Origin of the sequence: Methylobacterium sp. NEAU K (assembly GCF_030700285.1) — a bacterium.
GTDB lineage: Bacteria > Pseudomonadota > Alphaproteobacteria > Rhizobiales > Beijerinckiaceae > Methylobacterium.
Window position 1 is genome coordinate 99,006 of sequence record NZ_JAUYZJ010000012.1, and the last position, 26,475, is coordinate 125,480.

Consider the following 26,475-nt stretch of genomic DNA (forward strand, 5'->3'; position numbering starts at 1 on the left):
CGAGACGCCTTCGCCCATGAAGCCTGAGACCGCGTCGAGCCCCGAGACCAAGCCCGTCGGCCCGGACGATCAGGTGATCCTGGTCGACGGCTCGTCGTTCATCTTCCGGGCCTATTTCCAGTCGATCAACCAGGATCAGAAGTACAATTCGCGTCCCTCGGACGGGCTGCCCACCGGCGCCGTGCGGCTGTTCTGCACCAAGATCGCCCAGTTCCTCCAGGAGGGCGCCGCCGGCACGATGCCGACGCATCTCGGCATCGTCTTCGACAAGTCCGAGGGCTCGTTCCGCAAGGAGATGTTCCCGGACTACAAGGGCCATCGCCCCGACGCGCCCGACGACCTCAAGCGGCAGATGCCGCTGATGCGCGACGCGGTGCGGGCCTTCGGGCTGCATGCGGTGGAGCTGGAGCGCTACGAGGCCGACGACCTGATCGCCACCTACACGCGGCAGGCGGAGGCGCGCGGCGCCGGCGTCATCATCGTTTCCTCCGACAAGGACCTGATGCAGCTCGTCGGACCCAGCGTCCGGTTCTACGATTTCGAATCCGGCGCCAAGGGCAAGGCCGGCTATCGCCCCGAGCGCAACCTCGACCTCGAGGCGATCGTCGCCAAGTGGGAGGGGCTGCAGCCGAACCAGATCGGCGATGCGCTCGCGCTCATCGGCGACACGTCCGACAACGTGCCGGGCGTCCCAGGCATCGGCCTCAAGACAGCCGCGGCGCTGATCAAGGAGTTCGGCAGCCTCGACGCGCTGCTGGAGCGGGCCGCCGAGATCAAGCAGCCCAAGCGCCGGGAGACCCTGCTCGCCAATGTCGAGCAGGCCCGGCTCTCGCGCAGACTCGTGGCGCTGATGGAGGACGTGCCCGTCCCGGTCGCCCTCGACGAGCTCACCGTCCCGAAGCCGGATCCGCAGAAGCTCGTCGGCTTCCTGAAGGCGATGGAGTTCAACACGCTGACGCGCCGCATCGCCCAGATGCTGCATGTCGATCCCGAGGCGGTGAAGCCCGATCCGGCGCTGCTGCCGGGCGCCCGGCCCCGCGGCAACGGCGATGGCGACCCGGCGCCGTTCTTCGGCGATCCCGTGCCGCCGGACCCGAAGACCGCCGCCGCCGGAGCCGGGCGACCGCCCGGCGACCCGCTCCCCGAGGGCGGCGAGGTCGATCCCTTCGCGGATCTCGACCTGCCGGACGCCCCGGCCAAGCCCCGGACGCCCGTTGAGGCGACGCCCGGCAACGTGGTGGCCGCCCGCGCCGCGGAGGCGGTGGCGCCGTTCGACACCGCCGCCTACGAGACCGTCGCATCCCTGGAACAGCTCGACGCCTGGATCGCCGAGGCCGAGGAGGCCGGGGTGGTGGCAGTCGACACCGAGACCGACGCGCTGGACGCGCACAGGGCCGGGCTCGTCGGCGTCTCGCTGGCGGTGGCCACCGGCCGGGCCTGCTACATCCCGCTGGCGCACGTGCAGGCCGCCAAGGTGCAGGCCGATGCCACCGACCTGTTCGGCGAGGGCGCGGCGCCCTCCGACGCGGCCGAGCCGGTGCCCGGCCAGATCCCCCTCGACGCGGCCATCGCCCGGCTGAAGCCGCTCCTCGAGAACCCGGGGGTGCTGAAGGTCGGCCAGAACCTGAAATACGATTGGGTGGTGCTCGCCCGATACGGCATCGAGGTTGCGCCGTTCGACGACACGATGCTGATCTCCTACGTGCTCGATGCCGGCAAGGGCGGCCACGGCATGGACGAGCTGGCCCGCCGCCATCTCGGCCACCAGCCGATCACCTTCTCGGACGTGGCCGGCACCGGCCGCAACAAGGTCAGCTTTGACCGCGTCGCCATCGACAAGGCCACCGCCTACGCGGCCGAAGACGCGGACGTCACCTTGCGCCTGTGGCGGATGATGAAGCCACGCCTCGTCGCCGAGCGGCGCATGACCGTCTACGAGACCCTGGAGCGCCCGCTCCTGCCGGTGATCGCTCGGATGGAGCAGCGCGGCATCCGGGTCGACCGCGAGATGCTGAGCCGGCTGTCGGGGGATTTCTCGCAGATCCTGGTCCGCCTGGAAGAGGAGATCCAGGAGGATGCCGGCGAAAGGTTCTCCGTCGGCTCGCCCAAGCAGATCGGCGACATCCTGTTCGGCAAGATGGGTCTGCCGGGGGCGAAGAAGACCCCGTCCGGGCAATGGGCGACGCCGGCCACGCTTCTCGAAGAACTGGCCCAGGCCGGGCACGAACTGCCCAAAAAAATCCTGGAGTGGCGCCAGCTCTCGAAGCTGAAATCCACCTACACGGACTCGCTCCAGACCCATGCCGACCGGGAAACCGCCCGGGTCCACACCTCGTTCTCGCTGGCGGCCACCACCACGGGCCGCTTGTCCTCCTCCGAACCGAATCTCCAGAACATCCCGATCCGCACCGAGGAGGGCCGCCGCATCCGCCGGGCCTTCGTGGCCGCGCCGGGCAACCGGCTGATCTCGGCGGATTACTCGCAGATCGAGCTGCGGCTCCTCGCCCACATGGCCGACATCCCGGAGCTGCGGAAGGCGTTCGAGGACGGCATCGACATCCATGCGGCCACGGCCTCGGCAATGTTCGGCGTGCCACTCAAGGACATGACTCCCGACCTGCGGCGCCGGGCCAAGACGATCAACTTCGGCATCATCTACGGCATCTCGGCCTTCGGGCTGGCCGACCGGCTCGGCATCGGCCGCGAGGAGGCCTCGGCGTTCATCAAGCAGTATTTCGAGCAGTTCCCGGGCATCCGCGACTACATCGACAGCACGAAGAAGATCTGCCGCGACAAAGGCTTCGTCACCACCCTGTTCGGCCGGGTCTGCCACTACCCGCAGATCCGCTCCAACAACCCGTCCGAGCGCGCCAGCGTCGAGCGGCAGGCGATCAACGCCCCGATCCAGGGCTCGGCCGCCGACATCATCCGCCGGGCGATGACCCGGATGGAGCCGGCGCTGGCCGCGCAGAAGCTCAGCGTGCGCATGTTGCTGCAGGTGCACGACGAACTGGTCTTCGAGGCCGCCGAGGACGAGGTGGACCGGGCGATCCCGATCATCGCCTCGGTGATGGAGGAGGCGCCCGCGCCGGCTCTGACGCTAAAAGTGCCGCTGGTGGTGGAGGCCAAGGCGGCGGAGAATTGGCAGGAGGCACATTGAGGGCCCGCAACCGAGATCGGTTTGTAGGATCTTTATCCTCGTGTCGCTCTCACCCGCCTCAAGCCGGTATAACGCGAGATTGTCCATGACACGGATCACCATCGCCCCGTGAGAGACCCCCTGGCCTTCCTCTCCGGCGGCGGCGAGGCGGCGCGGATGATCCGCGCGCGCGACTGGTCCGACCATCCGCTCGGTCTCCCGGAGACCTGGCCGGCGGAGTTCCGCTCCGCCCTGTCGCTGGTGCTCAACTCGCCGGAATCCATGATCCTCGCCTGGGGCCCGGAGCTCCATTTCTTCTTCAACGACACGTACTTTCCGCTGCTCGGGCCGCGGCTGTCCTGGGCCATGGGCGCGCGGTTCGACGCGGTCTGGGCCGATGGCTGGGCGCAGGCCAAGCCGATCATCGACGCCGCCATGGAGGGCCGGCCCGAGCGGTTCATCGACCTGCCGTGGCGGCTCGACACCGACCGGGGTGCGCAGGACACGTGGTGGACCTTCTCGTATTCGCGGGTGCTCGACGCGGACGGCCACGTCGCGGGGCTGTTCATCCTCACCAACGAGACCACCGGCCGGGTGCTGACCGATGCCGCCCTCACGGAGAGCCGAGCCCGGCTGGAGACGGCGCTCGCCGAGCTGCGCGACCTCAACGCCTCCCTGGCGCGGCAGGTCGAGGAGCGCACCGCCGACCGCAACGCCCTGTGGATCCTCTCCTCGGACATGATGCTGCGCTGCCTGTTCGACGGGACGATCACCGCGGTGAACCCGGCCTGGACGGAGGTGCTGGGCTGGCGCGAGGACGAGCTGATCGGCATCAACCTGATCGACTTCGTCCATCCGGACGACCTGGCCCGCACCGTCGAAGGGGCGCGGCAGCTGTCCGAGGGCAGGAGCCACGCGCGCTTCGACAACCGCTACCGCCATCGGGACGGCAGCTACCGCTGGATCACTTGGGCGGCGCGGCCCGGTGAGGGCGTGATCAACGCGGTGGGACGCGACTTCACGGCCGAGCGCGAGCGCGCGGACGCTCTGGCGGCCGCCGAGGAGGCCCTGCGCCAGTCGCAGAAGATGGAGGCGGTCGGCCAGCTCACCGGCGGCATCGCCCACGATTTCAACAACCTGCTCGCCGGAATCTCGGGTTCCCTGGAACTGATCCAGACCCGGTTGAGCCAGGGCCGCGTCATGGACGTGGACCGCTACATCAACGCCGCCCAGGGCGCGTCGAAGCGCGCCGCGGCCCTGACCCACCGCCTGCTCGCCTTCTCCCGCCGGCAGACCCTCGATCCGAAGCCCACCGACGTGAACCGGCTGGTGGCCGGCTTGGAGGAGCTGATCCGGCGCACCGTTGGGCCGTCCGTGACCGTGGAGGTGGTCGGCGCCCCAGGCCTGTGGCCGGCCCTGGTCGACCCGCCCCAGCTCGAGAACGCGCTGCTCAACCTGTGCATCAACGCCCGGGACGCGATGCCCGACGGCGGCCGCATCACGATCGAGACCGCCAACACGTGGCTCGACGCGCGCGCCGCCCGGCGCCACGACATGCCGCCTGGCCAGTACCTCTCCCTCTGCGTGAAAGACACCGGCATCGGCATGCCGCCGGAGATCGTCGGCAAGGTGTTCGAGCCGTTCTTCACCACCAAGCCGATCGGGCAGGGCACCGGCCTCGGCCTCTCGATGATCTACGGCTTCGCCCAGCAATCGGGCGGACAGGTGCGGATCGCCTCGGAGGTCGGGCAGGGCACCACCGTCTGCCTCTACCTGCCCCGCCATCGCGGCGACGTGGTGGAGGAGGATCCGCACGCCGCCCTCGGGGCGCCGGCGCGGGCCGAGCCGGGCGAGACCGTGCTGGTGGTCGACGACGAGCCGACCGTGCGCATGCTGGTCACCGAGGTGCTGGAGGATCTCGGCTACACGGCGATCGAGGCGGCCGACAGCGTCGCCGGCCTCAAGGTGTTGCAATCCGACGTGCGCATCGACCTGCTGGTGACCGATGTCGGGCTGCCCGGCGGCATGAACGGGCGGCAGATGGCCGAGGCCGGCCGGGCCACGCGCCCCCGCCTCAAGGTGCTGTTCATCACCGGCTACGCGGAGAACGCCGTGCTGGGCAACGGCCAGCTCGACCCCGGCATGCAGGTGATCACCAAGCCCTTCGTGGTCGAGGTGCTGGGGGCGCGCATCCGCGAGATGATCGGGACGGCTTGACCGCGCGGCCGGTCCGGGCCTGAACAGGGTGAGACAGACCAGCCGGGAGGACAGGATGCGGGCGCTGCTGTGCACGAGGCTCGACGGGCCGGAGCATCTGGAGATCGTGGACCGCCCCGATCCGGTGCCGGGGCCCGGGCAGGCCCTGGTGCGGATCCGGCTGGCCGCGCTGAACTTCTTCGACACGCTGATCGTGGCCGGGCGCTACCAGGTGAAGCCGCCGCTGCCGTTCTCGCCCGGCGGCGAGGGCATCGGCGTGGTCGAGGCCCTGGGTGAGGGGGCCGCGGGCGTCGCGGTGGGCGACCGTGTGATCGTGCATGCCGGTCACGGCTGCTGCGCGGAGCGGATCGCCATCGACGCAGCCAGGCTGACCCCGGTGCCGGACGGGGTGCCGGACGAGCAGGCGGCCGGTCTCACCATCACGTACGGCACGTCTCTGCACGCGCTGGCCAACCGGGCGCATCTGAAGCCGGGCGAGTGGCTCGCGGTGCTCGGCGCCTCCGGGGGCGTCGGCCTCGCCGCGGTGGAACTCGGGCGGCTGATGGGCGCCCGGGTGATCGCCTGCGCCTCCTCGGAGGAGAAGCTCGCGGTCGCCCGCGCCCACGGCGCCGAGGCGACCGTGGTCTACGACCCCGCGACCCTGAAGGACGCGCTGCGCCGGATCAGCGGCGGCGGGGTCGACGTGGTCTACGACGCGGTCGGCGGCGACTTTGCCGAGCCGGCCCTGCGGGCGCTCGCCTGGCGCGGCCGCTACCTCGTCATCGGCTTCGCGGCCGGCGGCATCCCGCGCCTGCCGCTCAACCTGATGCTCCTGAAGGAACTCGACGTGCAGGGCGTCCATTGGGGCGCCTTCCTCGATCGCGAGCCGGAGGCGCACCGGGCCGACCAGCTCCGGCTGCTCGGCTGGGTCGCCGAAGGCAAGCTCACCGCGCAGGTGCACGGCGTCTACCCGCTGGCGGAATTCCCGGAGGCCTTCGGCCTGCTGACCCGCCGGGCGGCCGTGGGCAAGGTGCTGTTGCGGCCGTGACGGCTCAGAGCAGCCCGCGCGCCTTCGCCAGGGCCACGAGGTCGGCCTGCGGGCGTGCGCCGATGTGCTGGATCACCTCGGCGGCCGCCAGCGCGCCGAGGCGGGCACTGGTGACGTGATCGAGTCCGCGGGCGTGGCCGGCCAGGAAGCCGGCCGCGAACAGGTCGCCCGCGCCGGTCGTGTCCACCACCTCGTGGACCGGGCTCGCCTCGACGGCCCGGACCTCGCCACCCTGGACCACGAGCGCGCCATCCGCCGAGCGAGTGACGAGGCCCAGCAGGTGCCGGCCGCGGGCATTGCGCTCGTCGCGGAGGGAGGCCACCGCGTGCTCGGGATCGTCCGTCTGGTAGAGGCTCTGGAGTTCGCCGATATTGGCGAACAGGATGTCGATGCTGCCGTCGCGCACGAGGCCCAGGAACTCCTCCCGGTAGCGGCCGACACAGAACGCGTCCGACAGGGTCAGCGCGACCGCGTTGCCGGCTTGGTGGGCGATCTGGGCGGCCTTGCGGAACGCGTCCTTGGCGGCCGGCGGATCCCACAGATAGCCTTCGAGGTAGACGACCCGCGCCGCGCTCACGAGCGCCTTGTCGACATCGTCGGGGGTCAGCCCCTGGCAGGCGCCGAGATAGGTGTTCATCGTGCGCTCGCCGTCCGGCGTGACCAGCACGAAGCAGCGGGCCGTCGCCGGCCCCTCGCTCGCCGCCGGCACCGAGAAGCCGACCCCGGTGGCCTTGAGGTCGTGGCTGAACAGGCCGCCGAGTTCGTCGTCGCGGACCTTGCCGACAAAGCCGGTCTTGGCGCCGAGCAGGGCCGCGCCGACCGCCGTGTTGGCGCCCGAGCCGCCCGAGACGATCGTCGCCGGGCCCATCGCCTGGAACAACGATTCCGCCCGCGACTCGTCGATGAGCTGCATCGCGCCCTTGGTCACGCCCTGCGCGGACAGGAAAGCATCGTCCGTGCGCGCGATCACGTCGACGATGGCGTTGCCGAGCACGAGGAGATCGAGGGGTGCGGTCATCCGGGCGTCCTGATTCGAGTTCGCGCCGCTGTGGCATCCGCCTCGGATCGGATCAAGTCGCGGGGTCGGCGGGGGAGGGGAGATCGGCGAACAGTCCGGCGACGCGAAGGACCAGGCCGGGCGGTACAGGTCGAGCGTGCCGTCGACGGTGATACCGGTCGCGATCGGTCCTTGGGAGCCGCGCCCGTGGCGCGCCGCAACCTCGACCGGCGCGGTCCGCCGCCGTCCCCATGAGCTGCATCAGCCCGCGATCTTCTCCAACGCCACGTCCCGGGTCAGAGGGCCCAGGAGCCCGACGAGCAGCCCCGCGGCCAGCATCGCCGCCGAGATGAACAGGAATACCCCCGGAGTCCCGGTCTCGCGCAGCACGAAGGCGATGACGAAGCCCGTGAAGATCGCCGAGAAGCGGCTCCAGGAATAGACGAAGCCGACCGCCCGGGCCCGGATGCCCGTCGGGAACAGCTCGGCCTGGTAGGCGTGGAAGCTGTAGGACATCACGTTGGAGGCGAGCGTCAGGCCGATCCCGAGCGTCACGATGGCGGTGACATCGCGGGTCTGCGCGAAGGTCAGCCCGCAGGCGATGTAGACGAGCGCGGCGGCCACGATGACATGCTTGCGCTCGAACCGGTCGGCGATGGCGAGACCGATCAGGGGCCCGACCGGCGCAGCGAGCGCGATGAGTGCCGTGTAGGCCAAGCTCGACGTGACCGTGATGCCTTGCGCCACCAGTAGGGTCGGCACCCAGTTGGCGAAGCCGTAGAAGCCCACCGTCTGGAACACGTTGAAGCCCGCCATCATCAGCGCCCGGCGCCGATAGGGCGGGACCCAGAGATCGCGGAACGCGCCGCGCGGCTGCGCCGGTTCCGGCGCGGCGGGCGGGGGCAGCGCGCGGCCATACTCGGCCGCCACCTGGGCCTCGATGCGCCGCAGGACGGCGTCCGCCTCCGCGAGCCGCCCTCGCTCGACCAGCCAGCGCGGGCTTTCCGGCAGGCCCGCGCGCATCCACCAGACCACGAGGGCTGCCGAGGCGCCGATCAGCACGACCCAGCGCCAGCCGTCGATGCTGAAGGGCGCCGCCGGGATCAGCAGGTAGGACAGGAAGGCCACAACCGGCACCGCGGTGAAGCCGATGCCCTGGCACAGGGCGAAGGCGCGGCCGCGGATCGCCTTCGGCACCAGCTCCGAGAGGTAGCTGCCGATGGTCACCATCTCCAGGCCGAGGCCGATCCCGGCGATGAGCCGCCAGAGATTGAGTCCGAACGCGTCGCTCTGGCAGGCCATCACCACGTTGGCGGCCGTGTAGGACAGGAGCGACCACGTGAAGATCGCCCGGCGGCCGAAGCGGTCGGCGAGCCAGCCGCACGCGAGCGTTCCGATGAACAGCCCGGTGAACAGCGCCGCCACGAAGCTTGCGACGCCGCTGGCGCCGAACAGCCCGGGCGTGGTCGGCGTGAGGATCCCGGCCTTCACGAGACCCGGCGCGACGTAGCCGGTGAACAGCAGGTCGTAGAGTTCGAAGAAGAAGCCGAGGCCGAGCAGCGCGACGAGGCGCCAGATCGTGCGCGTCGGCGGCAGGCGGTCGAGGCGGGACAGGATCATGCCGGGATCAAGGTCGCTGCCCGACGCGCGCCCTGTCGTCTTCGTCAACATGGTGCCGCGTCCTGCCTCAGGCGCCGCGGCGCCCCGCCGGCGCAGTGCCGCGGAACCGGATGCCGCGCAAGGTCTCCGTCACGCCCCGAACACCGACCAGCCCATGCGTTGGGTCAGGCGCTCCAGGGCGACGCGGCCGAGATGGGAATTGCCCGCCGCGTCGAGGCCCGGCGACCAGACCGCGATCGAAGCCCTGCCGGGCGCCACCGCCAGGATGCTGCCGCCGACGCCGCTCTTGCCCGGCAGGCCGACCCGGTAGGCGAACTCACCCGAGCCGTCGTAGTGGCCGCAGGTCAGCATGATCGCGTTGATGCGCCGGGCCCGCTCGGCCGAGACGACGTTGTGCCCGGTCGACGGGTTGCGGCCGCTATGGGCCAGGAACCGTCCCGCCATGGCGAGCTGGCGGCAGTTCATCGCGATGGCACAATGGTGGAAGTAGACGCCGAGCGTGTAATCCACCGGGTTCTCGATGACGCCGAACGACTTCATGTAGTTGGCAAGCGCGGTGTTGCGGAAGCCCGTCCGCTTCTCCGAGGCCGCCACCGTCTCGTCGATCGCGATGGTCGGATCCTGGGCCAGGAACTGCATGAAGCGCAGAATCTCGCCCAGCGCCTCCCGCGGCTCGTGGCCCGAGAGGATCACGTCGGTAACCGCGATCGCCCCCGCGTTGATGAATGGATTGCGCGGCACGCCGCGCTCGCGCTCCAGCTGGACGATCGAGTTGAACGGGTTGCCCGAGGGCTCGCGCCCGACCCGCCGCCACAGCCGGTCGCCGACCATGCCCAGCGCCAAGGTGAGCGTGAACACCTTCGAGACGCTCTGGATCGAGAACGGCGTTTCGCTGTCGCCACCCGCAGAGATCCGGCCCTCGGCATCGATCACCGCGATGCCGAACTGGTTTGGGTCCACGCGGGCCAGTTCGGGGATGTAGTCGGCCACCGCGCCCCGGTCGGAGCGCAGGGCCATCTCCTCGGAGATCTCCCGGATGACGCTGTCGAGGTCGGGCACGGCCGGGCTCGCAGGGCGCCGCGCTCAGGCGGCGGCCAGGGACATCGACAGCGATTCCTTCTTCATCAGCTCGCGGAAGAAGCCGTCGAGATGGGTCAGGTTGTCGGGCGAGCCGTCCTGGATGATGCGGCCGCCTTCCAGCACGACGATCCGGTCGAAATCCTGCAGGGTCGAGAGGCGGTGGGCGATGGCGATGACGGTCCGGCCCTTCATCAGGTTGGCCAGTGCCTGACGGATCGCCTGCTCGGATTCCGCGTCCAGCGCCGAGGTGGCCTCGTCGAGGAGCAGGATCGGCGAGTTCTTGAGGATGGCGCGGGCGATGGCGATGCGCTGGCGCTGGCCGCCCGAGAGCTTGACGCCGCGGTCGCCCACCATCGTGTCGAACCCCTCCGGCAGGGCCTGGATGAACTCGGTGCAGCGCGCCGCCTCGGCGGCCTGCCAGACCTCCTCGTCGGTGGCCTCCGGCCGGCCGTAGCGGATGTTCTCGCGCAGGGAGCGGTGGAACATCGAGACGTCCTGCGGGACCACCGTGATCGCCTCGCGCAGGGATTCCTGCGTCACCCGCTCGATCGTCTGGCCGTTGATGCGGATCGTCCCGCTCTTCACGTCGTAGAAGCGCTGGATCAGCGAGAACAGGGTCGACTTGCCGCCGCCCGACTTGCCGACGAGGCCGACCCTCTGGCCCGGCTCGATCACGAGGTCGAAATCGGTGAAGACCGGGCGCCCGTCCGGATAGTTGAAGGCGACGTGGTCGAACTCGATCTTGGCGCCCTGGCCGGCGAGCGGCTTGGCTTCCGGGTGGTCGACGAGGTCGTGGGGCTGGAGCAGGGTGTGAAGCGCCTCGGCGAGGCGGGCGGTGTGCTGCGTCGCGTCCACCAGGGCGACTGCGAGATCGCGGGTGGCCGCCAGGATGCGGATGCCGAGCGTGCAGACCAGCACGACTTGTCCATTGGTCGCCTGGCCGGCCTCCCACATCTGGATCGCCCAGTAGAGCAGGCCGAACACAGCCAGCACGGTGAGCACCGCGTGCACGATGCGCAGCTTCTCCAGGTAGAGCAGCGACGAGCGCCGAGCCCGCATCTCGGTGGCGATCGTGCCCTCGAAGCGCTGGCCCTCGCGCTTGAACCCCGAGAAGGCGCGCACGAGCGACATGTTGCCGACGAGGTCGACCATCTCGCCATCCACGGAGGCCGCCTTGGCGGCGAAGTCGTGGTGCAGCGGCTTGCCGGCCGAGGCCATCTTGAACATCAGCACGACGACCGCGGCGAAGATGGCGGCCAGGATCAGTGCCATGGTGGTGTTGACGGTGGCGATGTAGGCGATCGACCCGAAGGCCGCCACCGTCGGCGGCATCACGTTGAACACGAACATGTTCTCGACCGTGAAGATCGCGTTCGAGGTCGCCGTGATGCGCGACGCCAGGGTGCCCGGCTGGCGATCCGAGAAGAAGGTCGGGGAATGGCCGGTCATGTGCCGGAACAGGTCGCGCCGGATGTCGCCGGTCACACCCACGAAGGTGAAGGCGCCGGTCAGCGCTGCCACGCGCCAGAGCATGTTGTCGGCCGCGATGAAGCCGATGAGGACGGCCAGCGCGCTCCAGACCAGGGTGTTGCCCGGGCCGGGGCCCTTCGTCAGGGCATCGACCACGCCCTTGAGGGCATAATCGGTCGAGACCGAGAACCCGACCGCGCCCAGCACGGAGACCAGGATCACCAAGTGGGGCAGCCAGCGGCGCCGGAGGTATCGCCCGACGAAGGCGAAGGGCCTCTCAGCGTATTGGTGCAACTCTTCCATCGCGGTGACCATTCCGTATTCACGCGGCACTGGCTGGTGCGGGCTGAGGCGGAGTGCAACGCGGGCGCAGTACGACCCGAAGCGGCAACGCGACAGCGTTGCCATATGTTGCACCGGCCCGCACCTCCCGCGCGCTTTTATCCGTCAAACCTGAACGCCGCTTGAGCGGCGCGGATACATGCAAGCGAATCCGATGCCGCGCGCCTCAAGCCGCACTCTCCGGCTGGCGCGTCTCAGGCATGATCAGGGCCACCAGCATGAAGGCCGCGAAGCCCATCAAGGCGAGCCCCAGGAAGGCGCTGTGGCTGCCGAGGCGGTCCGCCATGATCCCGGCGAGCGAGGTCGAGAGCGCGGCGCCGACACCCATCGCGGTGCCGACCGCGCCCAGCGCGAGGTTGAAACGCCCGGTGCCGCGGGTGAGGTCCGAGACTACGAGCGGCACCATCACGCCCAGCACGGAAGCCGAGATCCCGTCGAGGACCTGGATGGCGACGAGGCCATAGGGATTGGTCGTGTAGGCGAGCAGCAGGCCGCGCACGGGCAGCGCGCCGAAGCCGAAGAGCAGCACAGGGTAGCGGCCGAACCGCTCCGCGGCCCGGCCGACTGCCGGCGCGCTGACGGCGAGCACCGCCTGCGGGACCATGATGCAGGCGGCGATCAGGGCGGTGGCGGTCTCGCTCGCCCGCAGGGTCAGGACGCTGCCCACGAGCGGCAGCATCGCGGCGTTGGCCAGGAAGAACAGAACCATGCAGGCCGAGAAGCACAGGAGGCCGCGGTTGGTCAGCAGCGCGCGGATCCCGCCCTGCCCGGAGGCCTGCCGCGCCTGGGCCGGGGCGGCCTCCCGGAACACGCCGGAATCGATCTCCTGGGCACGGATGCGCGTGAGCGCGATGATCGTCGGCACCACGAGGGCCGCCGTGAGATAGAACACCGCCCCGTTCGAGAGATAATAGCCGATCGCCCCCATTCCGGCGGCGCCAAGCGCATTGCCGACCGCCGCGAAGCTCGCGTTGCGGCCGAGGCGTTCGCCGGCATGGGCCCGGCCGACGAGGCCGATGCTGATCGCCGCGATGGCCGGGGTCAGGACGCAGCTCGCCCCCGAATGCACAGCCATCGCCAGAAGCACCACCGGGAAGCTCGGCCAGACCGCCAGTGCGAAGGCGCTGCCCGAGATGCCGATCACCGCGACCGCGGCGGCGAAGCGCTTCGAGCGCACCACGTCGACGAAGGCGCCTCCCGGCACCTGACCGAGTAGGGCGACCAGGCTCCCCACGGTCAGCGCGAACCCGATATCGGACTGCGTCCACTTGGCCTGCGAGAAGTAGACGGCCAGGAATGGCCCGAACCCGGTCTGCAGGTTGGCCACGAAGAACGCGAAGGCGTCCAGGCCGTGGCGGCTCACCGCCGAGACCGTTCCCACCGGCACGGCCTCGGCAGCGGCCGGCGCTCGCGAGCCCTCGGACGGCTGGTCCTTCAAGCGCACAGGACGCGACCGAAGCTCCTGGCGGGATACCTCGCGCTCGCGGGGCGAAACGACGGGTCTCGGTTTCAATCGGGCCACCGTCACTTGTCCGGGGCCTTTTCCGGAGGGGTGGCGGGGGCCGGCGCGGGGGACGAGACGGCGGGCGCGCTCGTGGCGGGCACCGGGGTCGACGTGGGCGCGGCGGGGCTCGAAGGCGCGGCCGGGCTGGCTGCCTGATCGGCCTCGGTCGCGGGGGCGGCCGGGCTGGCGGGGCCGAGCACGACGATCGGTTCGCCCGCCTTGTATTCCGGCGACACGCGGACCTGATTGCGGGTCAGGGCGACCCACAGCTTGCGCTCCTTGCCGCCGTCGGCGGCGAAGCGCAGCGCACGCCAATCCACGGCGATCTTGCGGGTGCCGACCCCGAGGAAGCCGCCGAAATCGATGATCGCCGCGCGCGGATGGCCGTCCTTGTCGATGATGATGTCGATGACACGACCGAGTTCGTCGCCGCCCGCGCTGCGCACGCTGCGGCCGAGGAGGCTCTCGTAATCCTGGGTGTCGAGGACCGTGGCCGGGGTGCCTTGCTGCTGCTGTTGCGCAGCGGGTGGCGGTGCTGCGGGGGGCGCCCCCGACGCCGCCGCAGGGGCGCCCGGGGCCGGCTGGACGGCGGGCGGCGCTTGAGCCGGAGCCTGGCCGGACGCGCCCTCGATCCCTGGAGCCGGGGCCTGCGCCGCAACTCCCGACGCCCACAGGGCGAGCGTCACGGCCGCGATCATCCGGTTGGTTCTGAACACGCTTCGTCCTCTGAGGAAGGGGCCGGGCCGAGCCGGCATGACAGCGACCGAATTGGCCTGTTCGGGGCCGCCGCCGACAGGAACCCGCCTGCGGACAGCACCGTGCCGAAGGACCTGGGCGAAGTTATGGATCGCCCCGGCCGGGCCGCAAGTTCCGAGCCGGCGCCGATCGGAGCGGCCCCGATCCGCGCCGCCGCGCAGGTGTCTGGTTTTCGCCGCAACCTCAGCGTAGACAGCCGATCATAAACCCATGCCACCTGCGGACACCACCGCGGCCTCTTGCGAGGACTACACGATGTCGACTCTCACCTCGTCGGGATGCACCGCCGCGCGCGGCCTCGTGCTCGGTGTCGCGCTGGCCGGTCTGGTGGCCGGCTGTCAGGCGCTCGGCGGCGGCGGCGGCGTGATGCCGGCGTCCGAGGTCGGGCTCCCGCCCTCGCTGCGCGGCTCCCTGCCGAACCGCGAGCCGCACAACGCCGCGGTCGATGCAGACGGGCAACCGCTCCAGACTGCGCCGACGAGGCAGCTCGCGATTCCGAAGAGTGCCGGCGGCACGACGCGGTCCGCGGATGCGGGCGAGCGTCGGATCCGGCGCGAGGATATCGAGGGCGGCAACGCGACGAGCGGCGGCGGCAGCAACACGATGGGACCCATGCTGTCGCCCGGCGGCAGCGTCGGCCTCGGCGGGAAGTTCTAGGGCGCGGTCCGCCCTCGCGGGCCCGGCTCCGGCTCGGAGCCGGTCTGACTTCGGATCGTCGCCGCCCTGCGCGGGGCTGCGCGACGACTCACGTGGTCGCCACGCGCAGTCCGTAATACTTCTCGATCTTCCCGCTATAGGTCGGGTCTGCGAAACCGTCCTCGCCGGGCCCGTGGCTCGGCGCACCGGCCAGCACGCCCGGATCGATGTCGACCACGTAGCCGCCGAGTTCGGTGCTGTAGGTCAGCGCCTTCCAGGGCAGGGGATGATGGTTCTCGCCGAGCCCGAGGAACCCGCCGAAGGCCAGGACCGCGTAGGCGACCTGTCCGCTCACCTTGTCCACCATGAAATTGTGGACGGCCCCGAGGTGGCGCCCGGTGCGGTCGTAGACGGCCGTGCCCTCGACCTTGTTCGAGGCGATCAGGCGGGCGGTCTCGTCGATCGCAATGCCCTCGCCGGAGGGGTCGAGCTCCATCGAGCCCGGCTTCCTCATGGCTCGCTCGTTGGGCAGGTCCGTCGGCATGATGTCTCCCGGTTCGCGGACGGGGCGAGCCCCGCATCCGGTTGTTCCACTTGACTAAGCGTGCGGGCGGAACCGGGTTCCGCCTCGTCAAAGATCCGCGAGCATGCCGGCGTTCGCCCGGCGCTGCCTGATCCGGTCCCGGACCGAGCGGCTGGCCAGCAGCATCTCGAAGCCGAAGGCGATGAGCGCGCACAGCGTGCACAGGATCGCGGCACCGAACAGCCCGAACAGCAGGCTCGCCACCGTGCTGTCGCGCAAGGCGCCGACGAATAGCGTCAGCACGGAGCCGCAGGTCGCGACGCCACCGAGGGCGGCCAGGAACACCGCGGCGTCGAGCGCCAGCGAACGCATGTGCAGCCGGTCGAGGCGCTGGCCGAGGATGATCCGCTCCGCCTCTCCGGCCCCGGCGAGCATCGTGAAGACGCGGTCAGCCTGATCGGCGACCCTGGCGAGCCGGGCACCGAAGACGTTGAGCAGCGTGGCCACGCCGGACAGCAGGAAGACCGGGCTCAACGCAACCTGGACCACGTGGGTGGTGCCTTCCAGGGTGGTGGATGTGATGGGATCGATCATGCCGCCGGGCAGATGCACCGGAACGGCCGTGCGCGGCAATCCCGCCCGCGCTCAGACCAGGCCGCGGCCCGGTTCCAGGCCGCGCGGGGCCGGTTCGGCGCGGATCCCGAGGCCGAGACCGAGCACGAGCCCGGTGGCGAGCAGCAGCGCGAGCGTGAGAGCGGGGGCGAACATCGGTTCATTTCTCTGCATGATCCTTAAGAGCAGGTTTCGTTCGCGTGAATCCGGTGGAAGATCTTGGCTGACGCGCGCATCGGCTGCTTCCCGGGTGGATTCCGGCGCCTGCGCTGTGGATGAGAGGGCCGCGAAGGCGATTTCCCCTTGGAACGGCGGCATCACCGCTTAGTTGCTGCTATGCTGGCTCGGCCGTGGGGCGCTCATGCCCCGGCCTGCGGCCCGAGAACCGGAGGAAGTTTATGGCCACGAAGACCGAGAAGGCTGCGCCGAAGGCGGCCAAGACCACCAAGGCAGACGAGCCGAAGGCCGCCAAGGCCGCGCCCGCCAAGGCCGCGAAGCCCGCCGGCACGAAGCCGAATGCCCTGCAGCAGCCGCTCAAGCCGTCGGCCGAGCTCGGCGCGATCGTCGGCACCAGCCCTCTGCCGCGCGGTGAGGTGGTCAGCAAGGTTTGGGATTACATCAAGAAGCACAACCTTCAGAACCCCGAGAACAAGCGCGAGATCATGGCCGACGACAAGCTCAAGAAGGTCTTCGGCAAGGACAAGTGCTCGATGTTCGAGATGAACAAGCACCTCGCGGCGCATCTCAAGGCCTGATCGTCCCCTAGAGCCGTGCCCGGCGCCTTGGCCGGACCGGCGGCTCTAGCGTTTGCTCGGTCTCCCGTCTGCGATCCGAGGATCGCCTCGCACGCGGCGGCCTACGCGATGCCTTGAAGGACACCGCCATCCACCCGCAGCGCAGCGCCCGTCGTGGCGCTCGCTGCCGGGCTGCAGAGATAGGCGACGAGGCTTGCGACTTCCTCGACCTGCGCCAGACGCTTGATCAGCGAGGAGGGGCGGTGTTCGGCGACGAATGTCCGGCCCATCGCGTCGAGGTCTGCATCGGCCGCGCCCCCGGCCATCTGCTTCATGAACTCCGCCACGCCCTCCGACAGGGTCGGCCCGGGAAGCACGCTGTTGACGGTCACGCCGCTGCCGGCGACCGTCTGGGCGAGGCCGCGGGAGATCGCGAGCTGCGCGGTCTTCGTCATCCCATAATGCACCATTTCGGTCGGCGTGTTGATGCCGGACTCGCTCGAGATGAAGATGACCCGGCCCCAGCCGCGCTCGGCCATGCCCGGCGCGTAGGCGCGCGACAGGCGCACGCCGCTCATCACGTTGACGTCGAAGAAGCGCTGCCAATCCGCGTCGGGGATCTCGAAGAACGGCTTCGGCTCGAAGATCCCGGTGTTGTTGACGAGGATGTCGACGCTCCGCAGCGCGTGCACGAGGGCTGAGACGCCCGCCGCGGTCGAGACGTCGCCGACCGCCGCGAAGGGCCTGCCGCTCTTGGCCTCGCCCCGCAGCTTGGCGAGCGCTGCCTCGACCCGCTCTGGCGTGCGACCGTTGACGCCGACCTCGGCACCGAGGTCGCAGAGTTCCTTGGCGATGGCGTATCCGATGCCGCCGGTCGAGCCGGTAACGAGAGCCTTCTTGCCGGTGAGATCGAGGTCCATGGTGGTTGCTCCGGGACGTGACGCGTGGCCTCAACGCGTCCGCGCTCCGTCGGTGGCATGCCGAGGCCGTCTAACCGCCCTTACCGCGCCGCAGGACGCTGGCGCAGCCGCCGATGACGGAGAGCGCCACCGCGCAGGACAGCGAGAGGGTCACGGCCCGCTCCGGTCCGAGCCCGTGGGTCAGGCCGAAGATCACCGCCACGAGCGCCGCGCCGAGCGACTGGCCGGTGAGCCGGGCCGTCGACTGCATCCCGCTGGCCCCGCCGGCCCGCTCGCGCGGGGCGGAGGTGACGATCACCTTGTTGTTGGGCGACTGGAACAGGCCGAAGCCGAGCCCGCACAGGGTCAGGCGCCAGACGATGTCGAGGGTGGCGGGCGCTTCTGGCAGGCGCGCCACGCAGACGAGGCCGGCCGCCAGCATCGCCAGCCCGATCCCGCCGAGGAGTCCCGGCGGGTAGCGGTCGGCGAGGCGCCCCGAGATGGGCGCCATGGCGGCCACCGCGATCGGCCAGGGTGTGAGCAGGAAGCCGGTCTGGGTGCTGGAGAGGTGCAGCACGTCCTGGAAGTAGAACGGCAGCGCCACGTAGGAGATCATCTGGGCGCAGAACGAGGCGACGGAGGTCGCCATCGACAGCGCGAAGGCGGGGATCCGCAGGAGGTCCACCGGCAGGAGCGGCGCCGGCAGCCGGATCTGGCGCCGCACGAACACCGCGCCGACCCCCAGGGCGCCCGCCAGTTCGGCGACGGCGGTCCCCTGGCGGTCCGGATCCCCCAGCCCGTCGATGCCGATGATCAGCAGGCCGAAGGTCAGCGCGTTGAGCACTGCGCTCACGAGATCGAAGCGCCGTCCGCTCGCCGGCGTCGCCGGCAGGGTGCGGGACGCCACCGCCAGGGCCAGGAGGCCCACCGGGATGTTGACCAGGAAGAGCCAGGGCCAGGTCGCCACCGAGAGGATCGCGGCCGCCACGGTCGGGCCGGCGGCCGAGGCCACGGCCACCACCAGCGCCACGTTGGCCACGCCCTGCCCGATCATGCGGTGCGGGTAGATGAAGCGCACGAAGCCGATGTTCACGCTCATGATCGCTGCGGCGCCCAGCCCCTGGACGATGCGCCCCGCGATCAGCAGCGGCAGGTTCGGCGCGATGGCGCAGGCGAATGACGCGACCACGAAGACCGCGAGCCCCGGCAGGTAGACCCGCCGGAAGCCGAAGATGTCGCCCAGGGACGCGAAGGGCAGGAGGCTCGCCGTCACGGCGATCTGGTAGGCGTTGACCACGAAGATCGCGTCGGCCGGCTTGACCGCCAGATCCTTGGCCATCACCGGCAGCGCCACGTTGACGATGGCCCCGTCGAGCACCGCCATGGTCATGGCCAGACCGATCGCCGCCATCGCCAGGACCCGCTCGCGCGGCGGCAGGCCATCATGCTGGGCACCCTGCGCGACGGCGCCTGTACCGGCCGGGACCTGCGCCATGCTCGCGCGCTCCTGCGGCGTCCCGGAGGGCCCGTGACGTCGATCGGGGGAAAATCCGTGGCGCGGGACGCGCCGAGGATGCGGCCTCCCTGTCGCGCAGGCGAGGCACAGCGTCGAGAGGCGCGGCGTGTCCTATGTCACGGCGCGGTCGGCTTCGTTCGATCTGGCGAGCGGTGTCGGCTTCCAAAAAGTCGGGCTTTGCCCCGTGCCGTGGTCGAGAGCACGAAACCCGGCCTGTGCGCCCGGTCCGCCGATCCGAACTTCGCAGCCGCTGCGCGGCGCTGTCCGTGCTGCCTCCCGGACAGGTGCCGCTTCGCTCCACCTGTCCGGGCAAGGGGGGTGGAGGACGAGTCTCCGTTTCCCGGGTGCTTGGAGAATCTGGGGACAGTGCCCCGGGCCCGGCGAGCCGGCTCAGCGGCTTCGGACGGCGGATCGGCTCGACGGCCGCGTCCGGGTCTCCGCGTCACGCCAGCATGTAGGTGAGCAGCGAGCGGAGCTGGGCCGGCTTGATCGGCTTGCGCACCAGCTCGGCGCCGGCCTGTGCGACCAGCGCCTCGACCTCGCTGGAATGATCGGCGGTGGTGACGATGACCGGGAGCGGATCGCCGCGCGTTTCGCGGAGATAGGCGGCCACGTCGAGGCCGCAGGCGCCGTCGTCGAGGTGGTAGTCCAGCACCAGGATGTCCGGCTCGGCGGCGCCGGCCTCCATCGCCGCGCGCACGCCGGACAGGTCGCGGAAGGTCGAGACCCGGGCGTCCCAGTTCTGCAGGAGGCGCGCGAGGGCGTCGGCCGTGGAGGCGTCGTTCTCGACCACCAGGACATGCGCCCCCGAGAGCCGGGTCGCCACCGGCGCGGGCGGCACGGCGGCGGCCGGGACCGGGCTCAGCGGCAGCGCCAGCGTGACGCGGGTGCCGTGACCGGGCCGTGAGGCCAGGGTGAGGCGGTGGTCCAGCGCCAGGGCCATGCGGCGGACGATCGACAGGCCGAGGCCGAGACCCGGCTCCTCTCCCGCGCAGGTCCGTGCACCGCCTCGGAAGAACTCGTCGAAGACGAGCTCGCGCTCCTCGGCAGCGATGCCGCAGCCGGTATCGATCACCTCGATCCGGACCCCGCCGGCGCGCCGCCGCGCCGCGACGACGATGCCGCCCGCGCTCGTGTACCGGACCGCATTCGAGACGAGGTTCTGGATGATGCGCTGGAGGAGCAGCACGTCGGTGGTGACCGTGAGGTCCGGGCAGCGCACCGAGAGCCGCAGACCCTTGCGCTCCGCGAACGGCTTGAAACTCCCGGCCATCTCCGCCAGCAGATCGGGCAGGAAGACCGCCTGCACCTGGGGCCGGACGATGCCGGCATCGAGCTTGGAAATGTCCAGGAGCGTCTTGATCAGGTCTTCGATGGTCTGGAGACCCCGCTCCACTTGGCCCGCGATCGTGCGCGCCTCCGGCGGGAGGGCAAGGTCGCCGAGCGCCGAGATCGACAGCCGGGCGGCGTTCACGGGCTGCAGCAGATCGTGGCTCGCCGCCGCCAGGAAGCGGGTCTTGGAGCGGTTGGCGGTTTCCGCCTCCTCCTTGGCCGCCGCCAGTGCCTCGTTGGAGCGCTCCAGGCGGTGCATCAGCCCGGTCAGCTCCTCGGTGCGGGTCCGGACCCGGCCTTCCAGCATGATCGCGGTCTGGAACAGCGAGTAGGCGCTGCCGCGCTGGTCCATGCTGCGCTCGACATGGGACATCAGTGCGGCGTTGATCCGCTCGAGCTTCTCGATCCGCCGACGCAGGGACGCGTCGGTTTCGAGGCCGTTCGGGTGAACGGTCACGACGCGACCGGAACCGGCGCCTCACCGGTCCCCGGCCCGCAATCCACGCCCTTCCCGATGGCGATGCCCGTGAACGTCTGGTTCAGGTGCATGGCCCGGTACTGCTCGCCGAAGGTCTCGAAGCCGACGACGTTGTAGCGGCGGTAGAGGTCTGCGATGCCGTGGCCCACCTGGCGGCTCTCGGCATCGAGCCGGCGCAGCACGCACTCGAACCCGATGATCAGGTCGACGCCGCCGAGCACCGCGTCGAGGCGGGACAGCTCGGCCCGGGTCGAGGCCACGATGTCGCGCGGTTCCGCGAGGGTCAGCACCACGCCTTCGTCGATGGCGCAGAAGAAACTGAGTGACCCGTCCTCGTTCATGCGGCGGATTGAGCGGCAGAAATACTCGCCACCGACCTTCACGGCGAGCGGATAGGCGGCGAAGCTCATCGGTGAAAGCCCCTCCGGATCCAGGCCGATCGCCATAGCGTATTCCCGCGCTGCCGGCTCGGCGTTGAGTTCGTGAACGGTCCGCCGCTCGCCGTCCGAGGCGGTGACCACGAACTTGGTCCGGGTCGGCTCGAAATTGTCGCTCTTGAAGATTTCCACCGGAAAATCGGTCTCGACGAGCACCAGAACCGCCGCATTGCGGTGGATCCGGCCGCCATGGAGCAGAACCGCGTCCCGAAAGCGCAGGTCGTCGCCCGCCGAACCGCCGACGATCGGGATCCCGTCGAGGGCCCAGGCGATGGCCGAGACGACGGTCTCCTCCGCGTTCGCGAGTCCGTCGATCAGCGACAGCGCGAAGCGACGCCCGGCGCCGGTCGCGTCGCCCTCGCGGCACGGATCCAACGGGTCGAGGGTCCGCCGCAGCGCTCGCACCGCCGAGGCGGTGCGCTCCACGTCGAGATGGTCGATGGCATCGACCACCGTCGAGACGATGCGGAAGCGCTCGGCCGGGAACGCGATGACGACGAGCCCGCGGTCGAGGCCGCCGGCCGGCGCGATGCCGCCCGACATCGAACAGCCGGCCGCCGGCACCCCGGGGAAGCGCGCCTCGAACTCACGCGCCAGCGTCTCGGGGTCGTAATCGGCGGAGAAGAACGCGACGATCTGCGACAGGTGCGGTTCGCCGATGGCCCCGGCGATGTCGGACACGGCGTCGGCCGCCGACACCGCCTCCGTCCAGGCCGTCCAGATACCGCACAGATGGCGGCGAACTCCCGTCCCTTGAGCCACGTTCCACCCCCTGGCGCCCCCTCGGCGGGCTTTGCACCCGCTCTTCAGAGTTTCGGGGTGAGTATGTCGTGCACAATCGAGCGGTGCAACGGGGGCAGGGTCGCCCTAAACCGCTCCGAACGGGAGACCGGCGCCGGAGGTCACTTCATGCAGGCGTCTTCGGCTTTCTCGAAGGCGGTGGGCTTGGGCTCGTGCTCGGCCGGCCGGTTGCGGCCGACCGCGCCGTCCGAGCGGGCGCGCAGGTAGGTGTAGATGTCGGGCATGTAGCACATGACGTTCCGGTTATCGCCGAAGGCCGGCATGACCAGCTCCTGCGCGGCGTTCACGTCCTTCTTGCCGCCGACGATGATGCCGGCGAAATGCGCGTAGTCCATGCCCTTGAGGGCATCGACCAGCGACGGGGCGTAGGTCGAACCCATGCCGTCCGGCCCGTGGCAGACGATGCAGTTGGCGTTATACCGGAGGTACCCGGACATCGTGTACCAGTCGACCTTCTTGCCGCCATCGGTGACGTGGTAGGTCGGGTCGCCGTTCTTGTCGGTGTACTGTCCATCCTGGACCTTGGCCGGCTGCGTCGGGCCATCGCTCTTGAGGTCGGACGCCCCGGCGCCCGAGGAAGCCGGCGCCGCTGGCGGATCGGTCGGGCTCGCGGCCGAGGCCGAGCCCGCCGTCAGCGTCGCTGCCGTGAATCCGGCCAGAGCGAACCAGGCAAGCACGTTTGCCGCACACTGCATCACCGTTCCTCCCGCCGCGCACAGGGTTTCGATGGGGCGGCGCGGGGATAACGACGCTCTCCGGCTTCGAACGCCACTGTGAACGTTCACGTTTTCGCGCGGCGTGATGCGTGACCGGCAGCCGGCCTCATGTGGCGGGAGGGCGCTACGTCATCCGCGTTGCACACAGCATTAACCTTTTGTTAATCGGCCGATTGCCGCCGGCCCGCCGGCGTGAGAGCTTTCGTTAACGAGAGCTTAACGGTTGGGTCACGGCGATGCGGTTCGCGGTTTCCACGGTGCGGGGTTCGAACCCTGACTCTGCGCCTCGGCGGGCCTCCCGCAGCCGCCGCAGGGTGGTGGGGTTCGCCTGGGCGGCCTTGTGCCTCGCCGGGCTCGGCGTGGGAGCCGCACAGGCGCAGACCTTCGCGAGCCTGCCGTCACCGCAGGCCGGTGCCGAGCTGCAGGGGGCTGCCCGTCCGATCGCGGCCTGGGTGACGTTCTGCCAGTCCTACGCGGCCGAATGCGCGGTGGACCGGACCGAGCCTGCGCGGATCACCCTGACGCCGGCGACCTGGGCGACGATCGTGTCGGTGAACCGGCGGGTGAACAAGACGGTCGAGCCGAAAACCGACATGGAGCATCTCCACGTGGCCGACCGGTGGGACCTGGCCGAGGACGGGATCGGCGATTGCGAGGACTTCCAGCTGCTCAAGCGCCACCTGCTGGCCGAGGCGGGCCTGCCCCGGCGGGCGATGCGCATGACCGTGGTGATCGACGAGAAGGGCGAGGGCCACGCGGTGCTGACCCTGATCACCGACCGGGGCGACCTCATCCTGGACAACAAGACCAACGTCATCGTGCCCTGGCACAAGACCGGCTACGTGTTCATCAAGCGCGAGAGCCAGGACATCACCGCCTGGGTGTCGCTGGGCGGCGTCACCTCCCCGGTCACCACCGCGAATCGCTGATCCCCCGGGCCCGCCCTGTGCCGCTGTGGCGCCCTGCCGCGGACGCCGATGTTGTGTGCTCCGGGGCGCCCGGGAATCCGCTTTCCATCGGCGGTCTGAGCCATCTCGTGCCGTGACGATCGTAACCAAACGCTAACCTTGTCGGCACCACTCTGTCCCAGGACCGAGTGCCCGATCCATGTCGCCTGCGCCCCTCGCCTCCCAACTTCTCCTCGCGACGATCCTTCTCGTCGGCGCTTCCGGCTCGGCGCGTGCGGCCGGCGAGGCGGAGACGCGTCAGGCGATCTGGCGCGCCTGCCTCAGCCGCACATTCGAGATCGAGGCCGCGCTCACCGACCGCAACCTCGCCGCGGATGCTGCCTTCCGGACGTGCCGGAGCGCCGAGGACGCCTATCTCACGGCCCTGGCGCGCTCCCCGCTTCTGGACGACGACGACGTGGCTCGCGCCCGCCCGATGCTCGCCGGCCGCATCCGGTCCTGGCTTGTCGGGGTCAGAGGATAATACGCCGAGGCGCCGGATCCTCCCGTGATCGGCCCCCTGAACCGCGACCGACCGAGGGAACGCACCGCTACACGCCGCAGGCGCAGCAGGCCCGGACGTTCGCGATCCTCTGTTCCGGAGTGCCGTAACTCGGCCGCACGGTCCCGTAGTTTTTCCAATGCGTGATCCATTGCTTGATGTAGTGGGCCCCGTTGGGCGCGCGTTTCAGCTGATGGGCCGCCCAGCAATCCGCAAGCCGATCGGAAGCAATTCGAATCGCAAGAAGTCCGTATTCATGAACGATGTAAAAGTGGCTCGCGTCCGGGACTTGAGAATTTACCAGCTCTGCTCGCCTAGGGCACAGGAACAGGCCATCGGATCGGGCGGCAGCAATGTTTCCGCCGGTTTCCGAGCAGTTTTTTATGACCGAAATATCAAGTAAGGATCCGGACGGATTCCATTGTGCCCTGGCATTTCCGTCTGTAAAAGCCAGCATGTAAAATATTAAAAAAAATAAAAATGCTCTGATCATCGCTCTTTTCCGATGAATCGGGTCGGTGTGAGGATTCATACCAGGTCCGATCTCGGTCGAAAGCTTGCTTTGGCTGCGCGGCTGTGTTGCCGTTACAACGGGATGCTAAATGTCTCGGCCCATGCCGGCCGCCCGCTGTGCAGACGGACGGTGGTTCCACAGCAAGGAACGGGACGCTTCTGGCTCGCTGCACCGGCATCCTCCCGGCGTCCAGGGAGAGCGTCATGGCCCGCTACCGCTGCGTTCCCATCGATGAGGCCGTCGCGGAGCGCTTCCGCCGCGACGCCCGTGACGATTTCGGCAATCCGCTGCGCCGCGTCGAGGCATCGAGCGCGAATGGGTTTCCCTGCCGACGCTGCCTGCACTGCGCCGAGCCAGGAGAGGCGATGCTGCTGGGGTCCTACGATCTCGGCCGTCCCCGCGGCATCTACTGGGCTCCGAGCCCGATCTTCCTGCACGCGCGGTCCTGTCGGGGGTTCGCCGCGGAGGACGTCCTCGCTCCGATCATTCGCGCCAACACTCTCGTGTCGGTGCGGGCCTACGACGCGGGCGATCTCTGCCTGTATGACCTCGGCCACGTCTGTGCCGGCGCCGAGGTCGATGCCCCGCTGATGCGCGCCCTCGCGGATCCGCGCACGGCGTTCGTCAACGTCCACACCGCCCGGCCGGGCTGCCTGCTGGCTCGGGTGGAACGTGTGGTGAGCGCGTGACCGCTACATCCTGAGCCGTGCCTTGATCCGCCGGGTCAGCCCGTCGCGCACGTCCCGGTAGGCCTCGAGACGCTGCTCGCGAGAGGCGTCCTGCAGCAGGGTGGGATCGGGGGTCGGCCAGTACTCGACCTCGGTCGCGATCGTGTGCGTGAGATCGAGCGCCCGGTGGTGCGCCTCCGGCGAGAGGGTGATGATCAGGTCGAAGTTCAGGCCCTCCCAGTCCTCGAGCTCCTCGATGGTCCGGGGGCGATGCCGGCTCGCATCGATGCCGATCTCGTCGAGCGCCGCGACCATGAACGCGTCGGTCGGCTCGCCCGAGCGCACGCCGGCTGATTGCACGTAGGTCGACTTGCCGAAATAGGCCCGTGCGATCGCCTCGGCCGCGACCGAGCGCACGGCGTTGTAGTTGCACATGAACAGGACGGACTGCACCCGCCGCTTCTTCGGGGAGGTCTCGGGGTGAGGCTCAGCCATCGCCGCTCGGGGCCGGAAGGCGCCCTAGCCCTTCCAGTGCAGGGCGAAGATCAGGGTGAACAGGCGACGCGCCGTGTCGTGGTCGAGGTCGACCTTGCCGTCGAGGCGCTGCTTGAGCGTGTCGGACGCCTCGTTGTGCAGCCCGCGCCGGCCCATGTCGATCGCCTCGATCTGAGACGGCGAGGCGGTGCGGATCGCGTTGTAGTAGCTCTCGCAGATCATCTCGTAGTCGCGGATCACCCGTCGGAACGGCGTCAGCGACAGGAGGTGCGTCATCACCGGCTCGCCGTCCACCGTGCTGATCGCGAAGGACAGCTTGTTCTCGACGAGGCCGAGCGTCAGCGCGTAGGGCCCCTCCCGGCCGGGGATCGCGAAGGCATTGTCCTCCAGGATATCGAACAGCGCGATGGCCCGCTCGTGCTCCTGATCCGGGTTGCCGCGGGCGATGGACGCTTCGTCCAGGCTCACCTTCGCGAGGCGGTTCGCCGCGCGCTCCTTCTCCGCCATCCCCAA

At 69.9% G+C, this 26,475-nt stretch carries 25 protein-coding genes; 8 read left to right on the top strand and 17 right to left on the bottom strand.

Going from position 1 to position 26,475, the window contains the following annotated elements; genetic code table 11:
- Positions 1 to 16 precede the first annotated feature (16 nt).
- The 3 genes from polA to Q8W67_RS12225 all read left to right on the top strand — a co-directional run bounded on the left by polA (position 17) and on the right by Q8W67_RS12225 (position 6,383).
- A complete protein-coding gene (gene polA / locus Q8W67_RS12215; RefSeq protein WP_305545712.1) occupies positions 17 to 3,160 on the top strand; it encodes a DNA polymerase I in 3,144 nt (1,047 codons plus the stop codon).
- Positions 3,161 to 3,268: 108 nt separating this feature from the next.
- Complete coding sequence (locus tag Q8W67_RS12220; protein ID WP_305545714.1) at positions 3,269 to 5,356, top strand: PAS domain-containing sensor histidine kinase; 2,088 nt, start codon at positions 3,269 to 3,271, stop codon at positions 5,354 to 5,356.
- A 55-nt stretch (positions 5,357 to 5,411) separates the two neighbouring features.
- A complete protein-coding gene (locus Q8W67_RS12225; protein WP_305545716.1) occupies positions 5,412 to 6,383 on the top strand; it encodes an NADPH:quinone oxidoreductase family protein in 972 nt (323 codons plus the stop codon).
- 4 nt (positions 6,384 to 6,387) lie between these two features.
- On the opposite strand, the gene Q8W67_RS12230 is transcribed toward Q8W67_RS12225, so the two are convergent.
- The 6 genes from Q8W67_RS12230 to Q8W67_RS12255 form a co-directional block, all read right to left on the bottom strand.
- The gene (locus tag Q8W67_RS12230) at positions 6,388 to 7,401 is read right to left on the bottom strand and encodes an adenosine kinase (protein WP_305545718.1); all 1,014 of its coding nucleotides are present in this window, start codon (positions 7,399 to 7,401) and stop codon (positions 6,388 to 6,390) included.
- 240 nt (positions 7,402 to 7,641) lie between these two features.
- Positions 7,642 to 9,051 (bottom strand): MFS transporter, encoded by a 1,410-nt coding sequence (locus Q8W67_RS12235; protein WP_305545720.1) that lies wholly within the window; start codon positions 9,049 to 9,051, stop codon positions 7,642 to 7,644.
- A gap of 78 nt (positions 9,052 to 9,129) precedes the next feature.
- Positions 9,130 to 10,059, bottom strand: a complete 930-nt coding sequence (locus tag Q8W67_RS12240) for a glutaminase (RefSeq protein ID WP_305545722.1) — start codon at positions 10,057 to 10,059, stop codon at positions 9,130 to 9,132.
- Positions 10,060 to 10,083: 24 nt separating this feature from the next.
- Positions 10,084 to 11,853: an ABC transporter ATP-binding protein gene (locus Q8W67_RS12245; RefSeq protein WP_305545724.1), complete on the bottom strand. Its 1,770-nt coding sequence runs from the start codon at positions 11,851 to 11,853 to the stop codon at positions 10,084 to 10,086.
- A 205-nt stretch (positions 11,854 to 12,058) separates the two neighbouring features.
- On the bottom strand, positions 12,059 to 13,420 hold the full coding sequence (locus Q8W67_RS12250; RefSeq protein ID WP_305545726.1) for an MFS transporter: 1,362 nt from the start codon (positions 13,418 to 13,420) through the stop codon (positions 12,059 to 12,061).
- Positions 13,417 to 14,094 carry a PRC-barrel domain-containing protein gene (locus tag Q8W67_RS12255; protein ID WP_305545824.1) on the bottom strand — a complete coding sequence of 226 codons (678 nt, stop codon included), beginning with the start codon at positions 14,092 to 14,094 and terminating at the stop codon, positions 13,417 to 13,419. The genes Q8W67_RS12250 and Q8W67_RS12255 overlap by 4 nt, the downstream gene beginning before the upstream one ends.
- Positions 14,095 to 14,407: 313 nt before the next feature.
- Between Q8W67_RS12255 and Q8W67_RS12260 the strand changes: the two genes are divergently transcribed.
- Complete coding sequence (locus Q8W67_RS12260; protein ID WP_305545826.1) at positions 14,408 to 14,809, top strand: hypothetical protein; 402 nt, start codon at positions 14,408 to 14,410, stop codon at positions 14,807 to 14,809.
- Between the two features lie 88 nt (positions 14,810 to 14,897).
- Here Q8W67_RS12260 and Q8W67_RS12265 read toward each other — a convergent pair whose 3' ends face one another.
- The 3 genes from Q8W67_RS12265 to Q8W67_RS12275 form a co-directional block, all read right to left on the bottom strand.
- Positions 14,898 to 15,332 (bottom strand): PRC-barrel domain-containing protein, encoded by a 435-nt coding sequence (locus Q8W67_RS12265; protein WP_305545728.1) that lies wholly within the window; start codon positions 15,330 to 15,332, stop codon positions 14,898 to 14,900.
- Between the two features lie 87 nt (positions 15,333 to 15,419).
- Complete coding sequence (locus Q8W67_RS12270; RefSeq protein ID WP_305545730.1) at positions 15,420 to 15,905, bottom strand: DUF2721 domain-containing protein; 486 nt, start codon at positions 15,903 to 15,905, stop codon at positions 15,420 to 15,422.
- Positions 15,906 to 15,956: 51 nt separating this feature from the next.
- On the bottom strand, positions 15,957 to 16,079 hold the full coding sequence (locus tag Q8W67_RS12275; RefSeq protein ID WP_305545732.1) for a hypothetical protein: 123 nt from the start codon (positions 16,077 to 16,079) through the stop codon (positions 15,957 to 15,959).
- Positions 16,080 to 16,321: 242 nt separating this feature from the next.
- On the opposite strand from Q8W67_RS12275, the gene Q8W67_RS12280 reads away from it, so the two are divergent.
- Positions 16,322 to 16,678, top strand: a complete 357-nt coding sequence (locus Q8W67_RS12280; protein ID WP_305545734.1) for an SWIB/MDM2 domain-containing protein — start codon at positions 16,322 to 16,324, stop codon at positions 16,676 to 16,678.
- A 101-nt stretch (positions 16,679 to 16,779) separates the two neighbouring features.
- Here the strand turns inward: Q8W67_RS12280 and Q8W67_RS12285 are convergent, their stop codons facing one another.
- From Q8W67_RS12285 to Q8W67_RS12305, 5 genes are all read right to left on the bottom strand, one after another.
- Entirely contained in the window at positions 16,780 to 17,577 is a 798-nt protein-coding gene (locus Q8W67_RS12285) for an SDR family NAD(P)-dependent oxidoreductase (RefSeq protein ID WP_305545736.1), read from the bottom strand.
- Between the two features lie 70 nt (positions 17,578 to 17,647).
- The gene (locus Q8W67_RS12290) at positions 17,648 to 19,051 is read right to left on the bottom strand and encodes an MFS transporter (RefSeq protein ID WP_305545738.1); all 1,404 of its coding nucleotides are present in this window, start codon (positions 19,049 to 19,051) and stop codon (positions 17,648 to 17,650) included.
- A gap of 463 nt (positions 19,052 to 19,514) precedes the next feature.
- Positions 19,515 to 20,861: a hybrid sensor histidine kinase/response regulator gene (locus Q8W67_RS12295; protein ID WP_305545740.1), complete on the bottom strand. Its 1,347-nt coding sequence runs from the start codon at positions 20,859 to 20,861 to the stop codon at positions 19,515 to 19,517.
- Positions 20,858 to 22,081 carry an FIST signal transduction protein gene (locus tag Q8W67_RS12300; protein ID WP_305545742.1) on the bottom strand — a complete coding sequence of 408 codons (1,224 nt, stop codon included), beginning with the start codon at positions 22,079 to 22,081 and terminating at the stop codon, positions 20,858 to 20,860. Before Q8W67_RS12300 ends, Q8W67_RS12295 begins: the two co-directional genes overlap by 4 nt.
- A gap of 140 nt (positions 22,082 to 22,221) precedes the next feature.
- Positions 22,222 to 22,815, bottom strand: a complete 594-nt coding sequence (locus Q8W67_RS12305; RefSeq protein WP_305545744.1) for a c-type cytochrome, methanol metabolism-related — start codon at positions 22,813 to 22,815, stop codon at positions 22,222 to 22,224.
- 257 nt (positions 22,816 to 23,072) lie between these two features.
- Between Q8W67_RS12305 and Q8W67_RS12310 the strand changes: the two genes are divergently transcribed.
- Positions 23,073 to 23,765 (top strand): transglutaminase-like cysteine peptidase, encoded by a 693-nt coding sequence (locus tag Q8W67_RS12310; RefSeq protein ID WP_305545746.1) that lies wholly within the window; start codon positions 23,073 to 23,075, stop codon positions 23,763 to 23,765.
- 178 nt (positions 23,766 to 23,943) lie between these two features.
- Entirely contained in the window at positions 23,944 to 24,267 is a 324-nt protein-coding gene (locus tag Q8W67_RS12315; protein ID WP_305545748.1) for a hypothetical protein, read from the top strand.
- A 67-nt stretch (positions 24,268 to 24,334) separates the two neighbouring features.
- Here Q8W67_RS12315 and Q8W67_RS12320 read toward each other — a convergent pair whose 3' ends face one another.
- On the bottom strand, positions 24,335 to 24,778 hold the full coding sequence (locus Q8W67_RS12320) for a hypothetical protein (RefSeq protein ID WP_305545750.1): 444 nt from the start codon (positions 24,776 to 24,778) through the stop codon (positions 24,335 to 24,337).
- A 224-nt stretch (positions 24,779 to 25,002) separates the two neighbouring features.
- On the opposite strand from Q8W67_RS12320, the gene Q8W67_RS12325 reads away from it, so the two are divergent.
- Entirely contained in the window at positions 25,003 to 25,488 is a 486-nt protein-coding gene (locus tag Q8W67_RS12325; protein WP_305545752.1) for a DUF1203 domain-containing protein, read from the top strand.
- 3 nt (positions 25,489 to 25,491) lie between these two features.
- On the opposite strand, the gene Q8W67_RS12330 is transcribed toward Q8W67_RS12325, so the two are convergent.
- Together Q8W67_RS12330 and Q8W67_RS12335 are read right to left on the bottom strand one after the other, a co-directional pair.
- Positions 25,492 to 25,962, bottom strand: a complete 471-nt coding sequence (locus Q8W67_RS12330) for a low molecular weight phosphatase family protein (RefSeq protein WP_305545754.1) — start codon at positions 25,960 to 25,962, stop codon at positions 25,492 to 25,494.
- A 24-nt stretch (positions 25,963 to 25,986) separates the two neighbouring features.
- Positions 25,987 to 26,469 carry a UPF0262 family protein gene (locus tag Q8W67_RS12335; RefSeq protein ID WP_305545756.1) on the bottom strand — a complete coding sequence of 161 codons (483 nt, stop codon included), beginning with the start codon at positions 26,467 to 26,469 and terminating at the stop codon, positions 25,987 to 25,989.
- Positions 26,470 to 26,475: the final 6 nt, after the last annotated feature.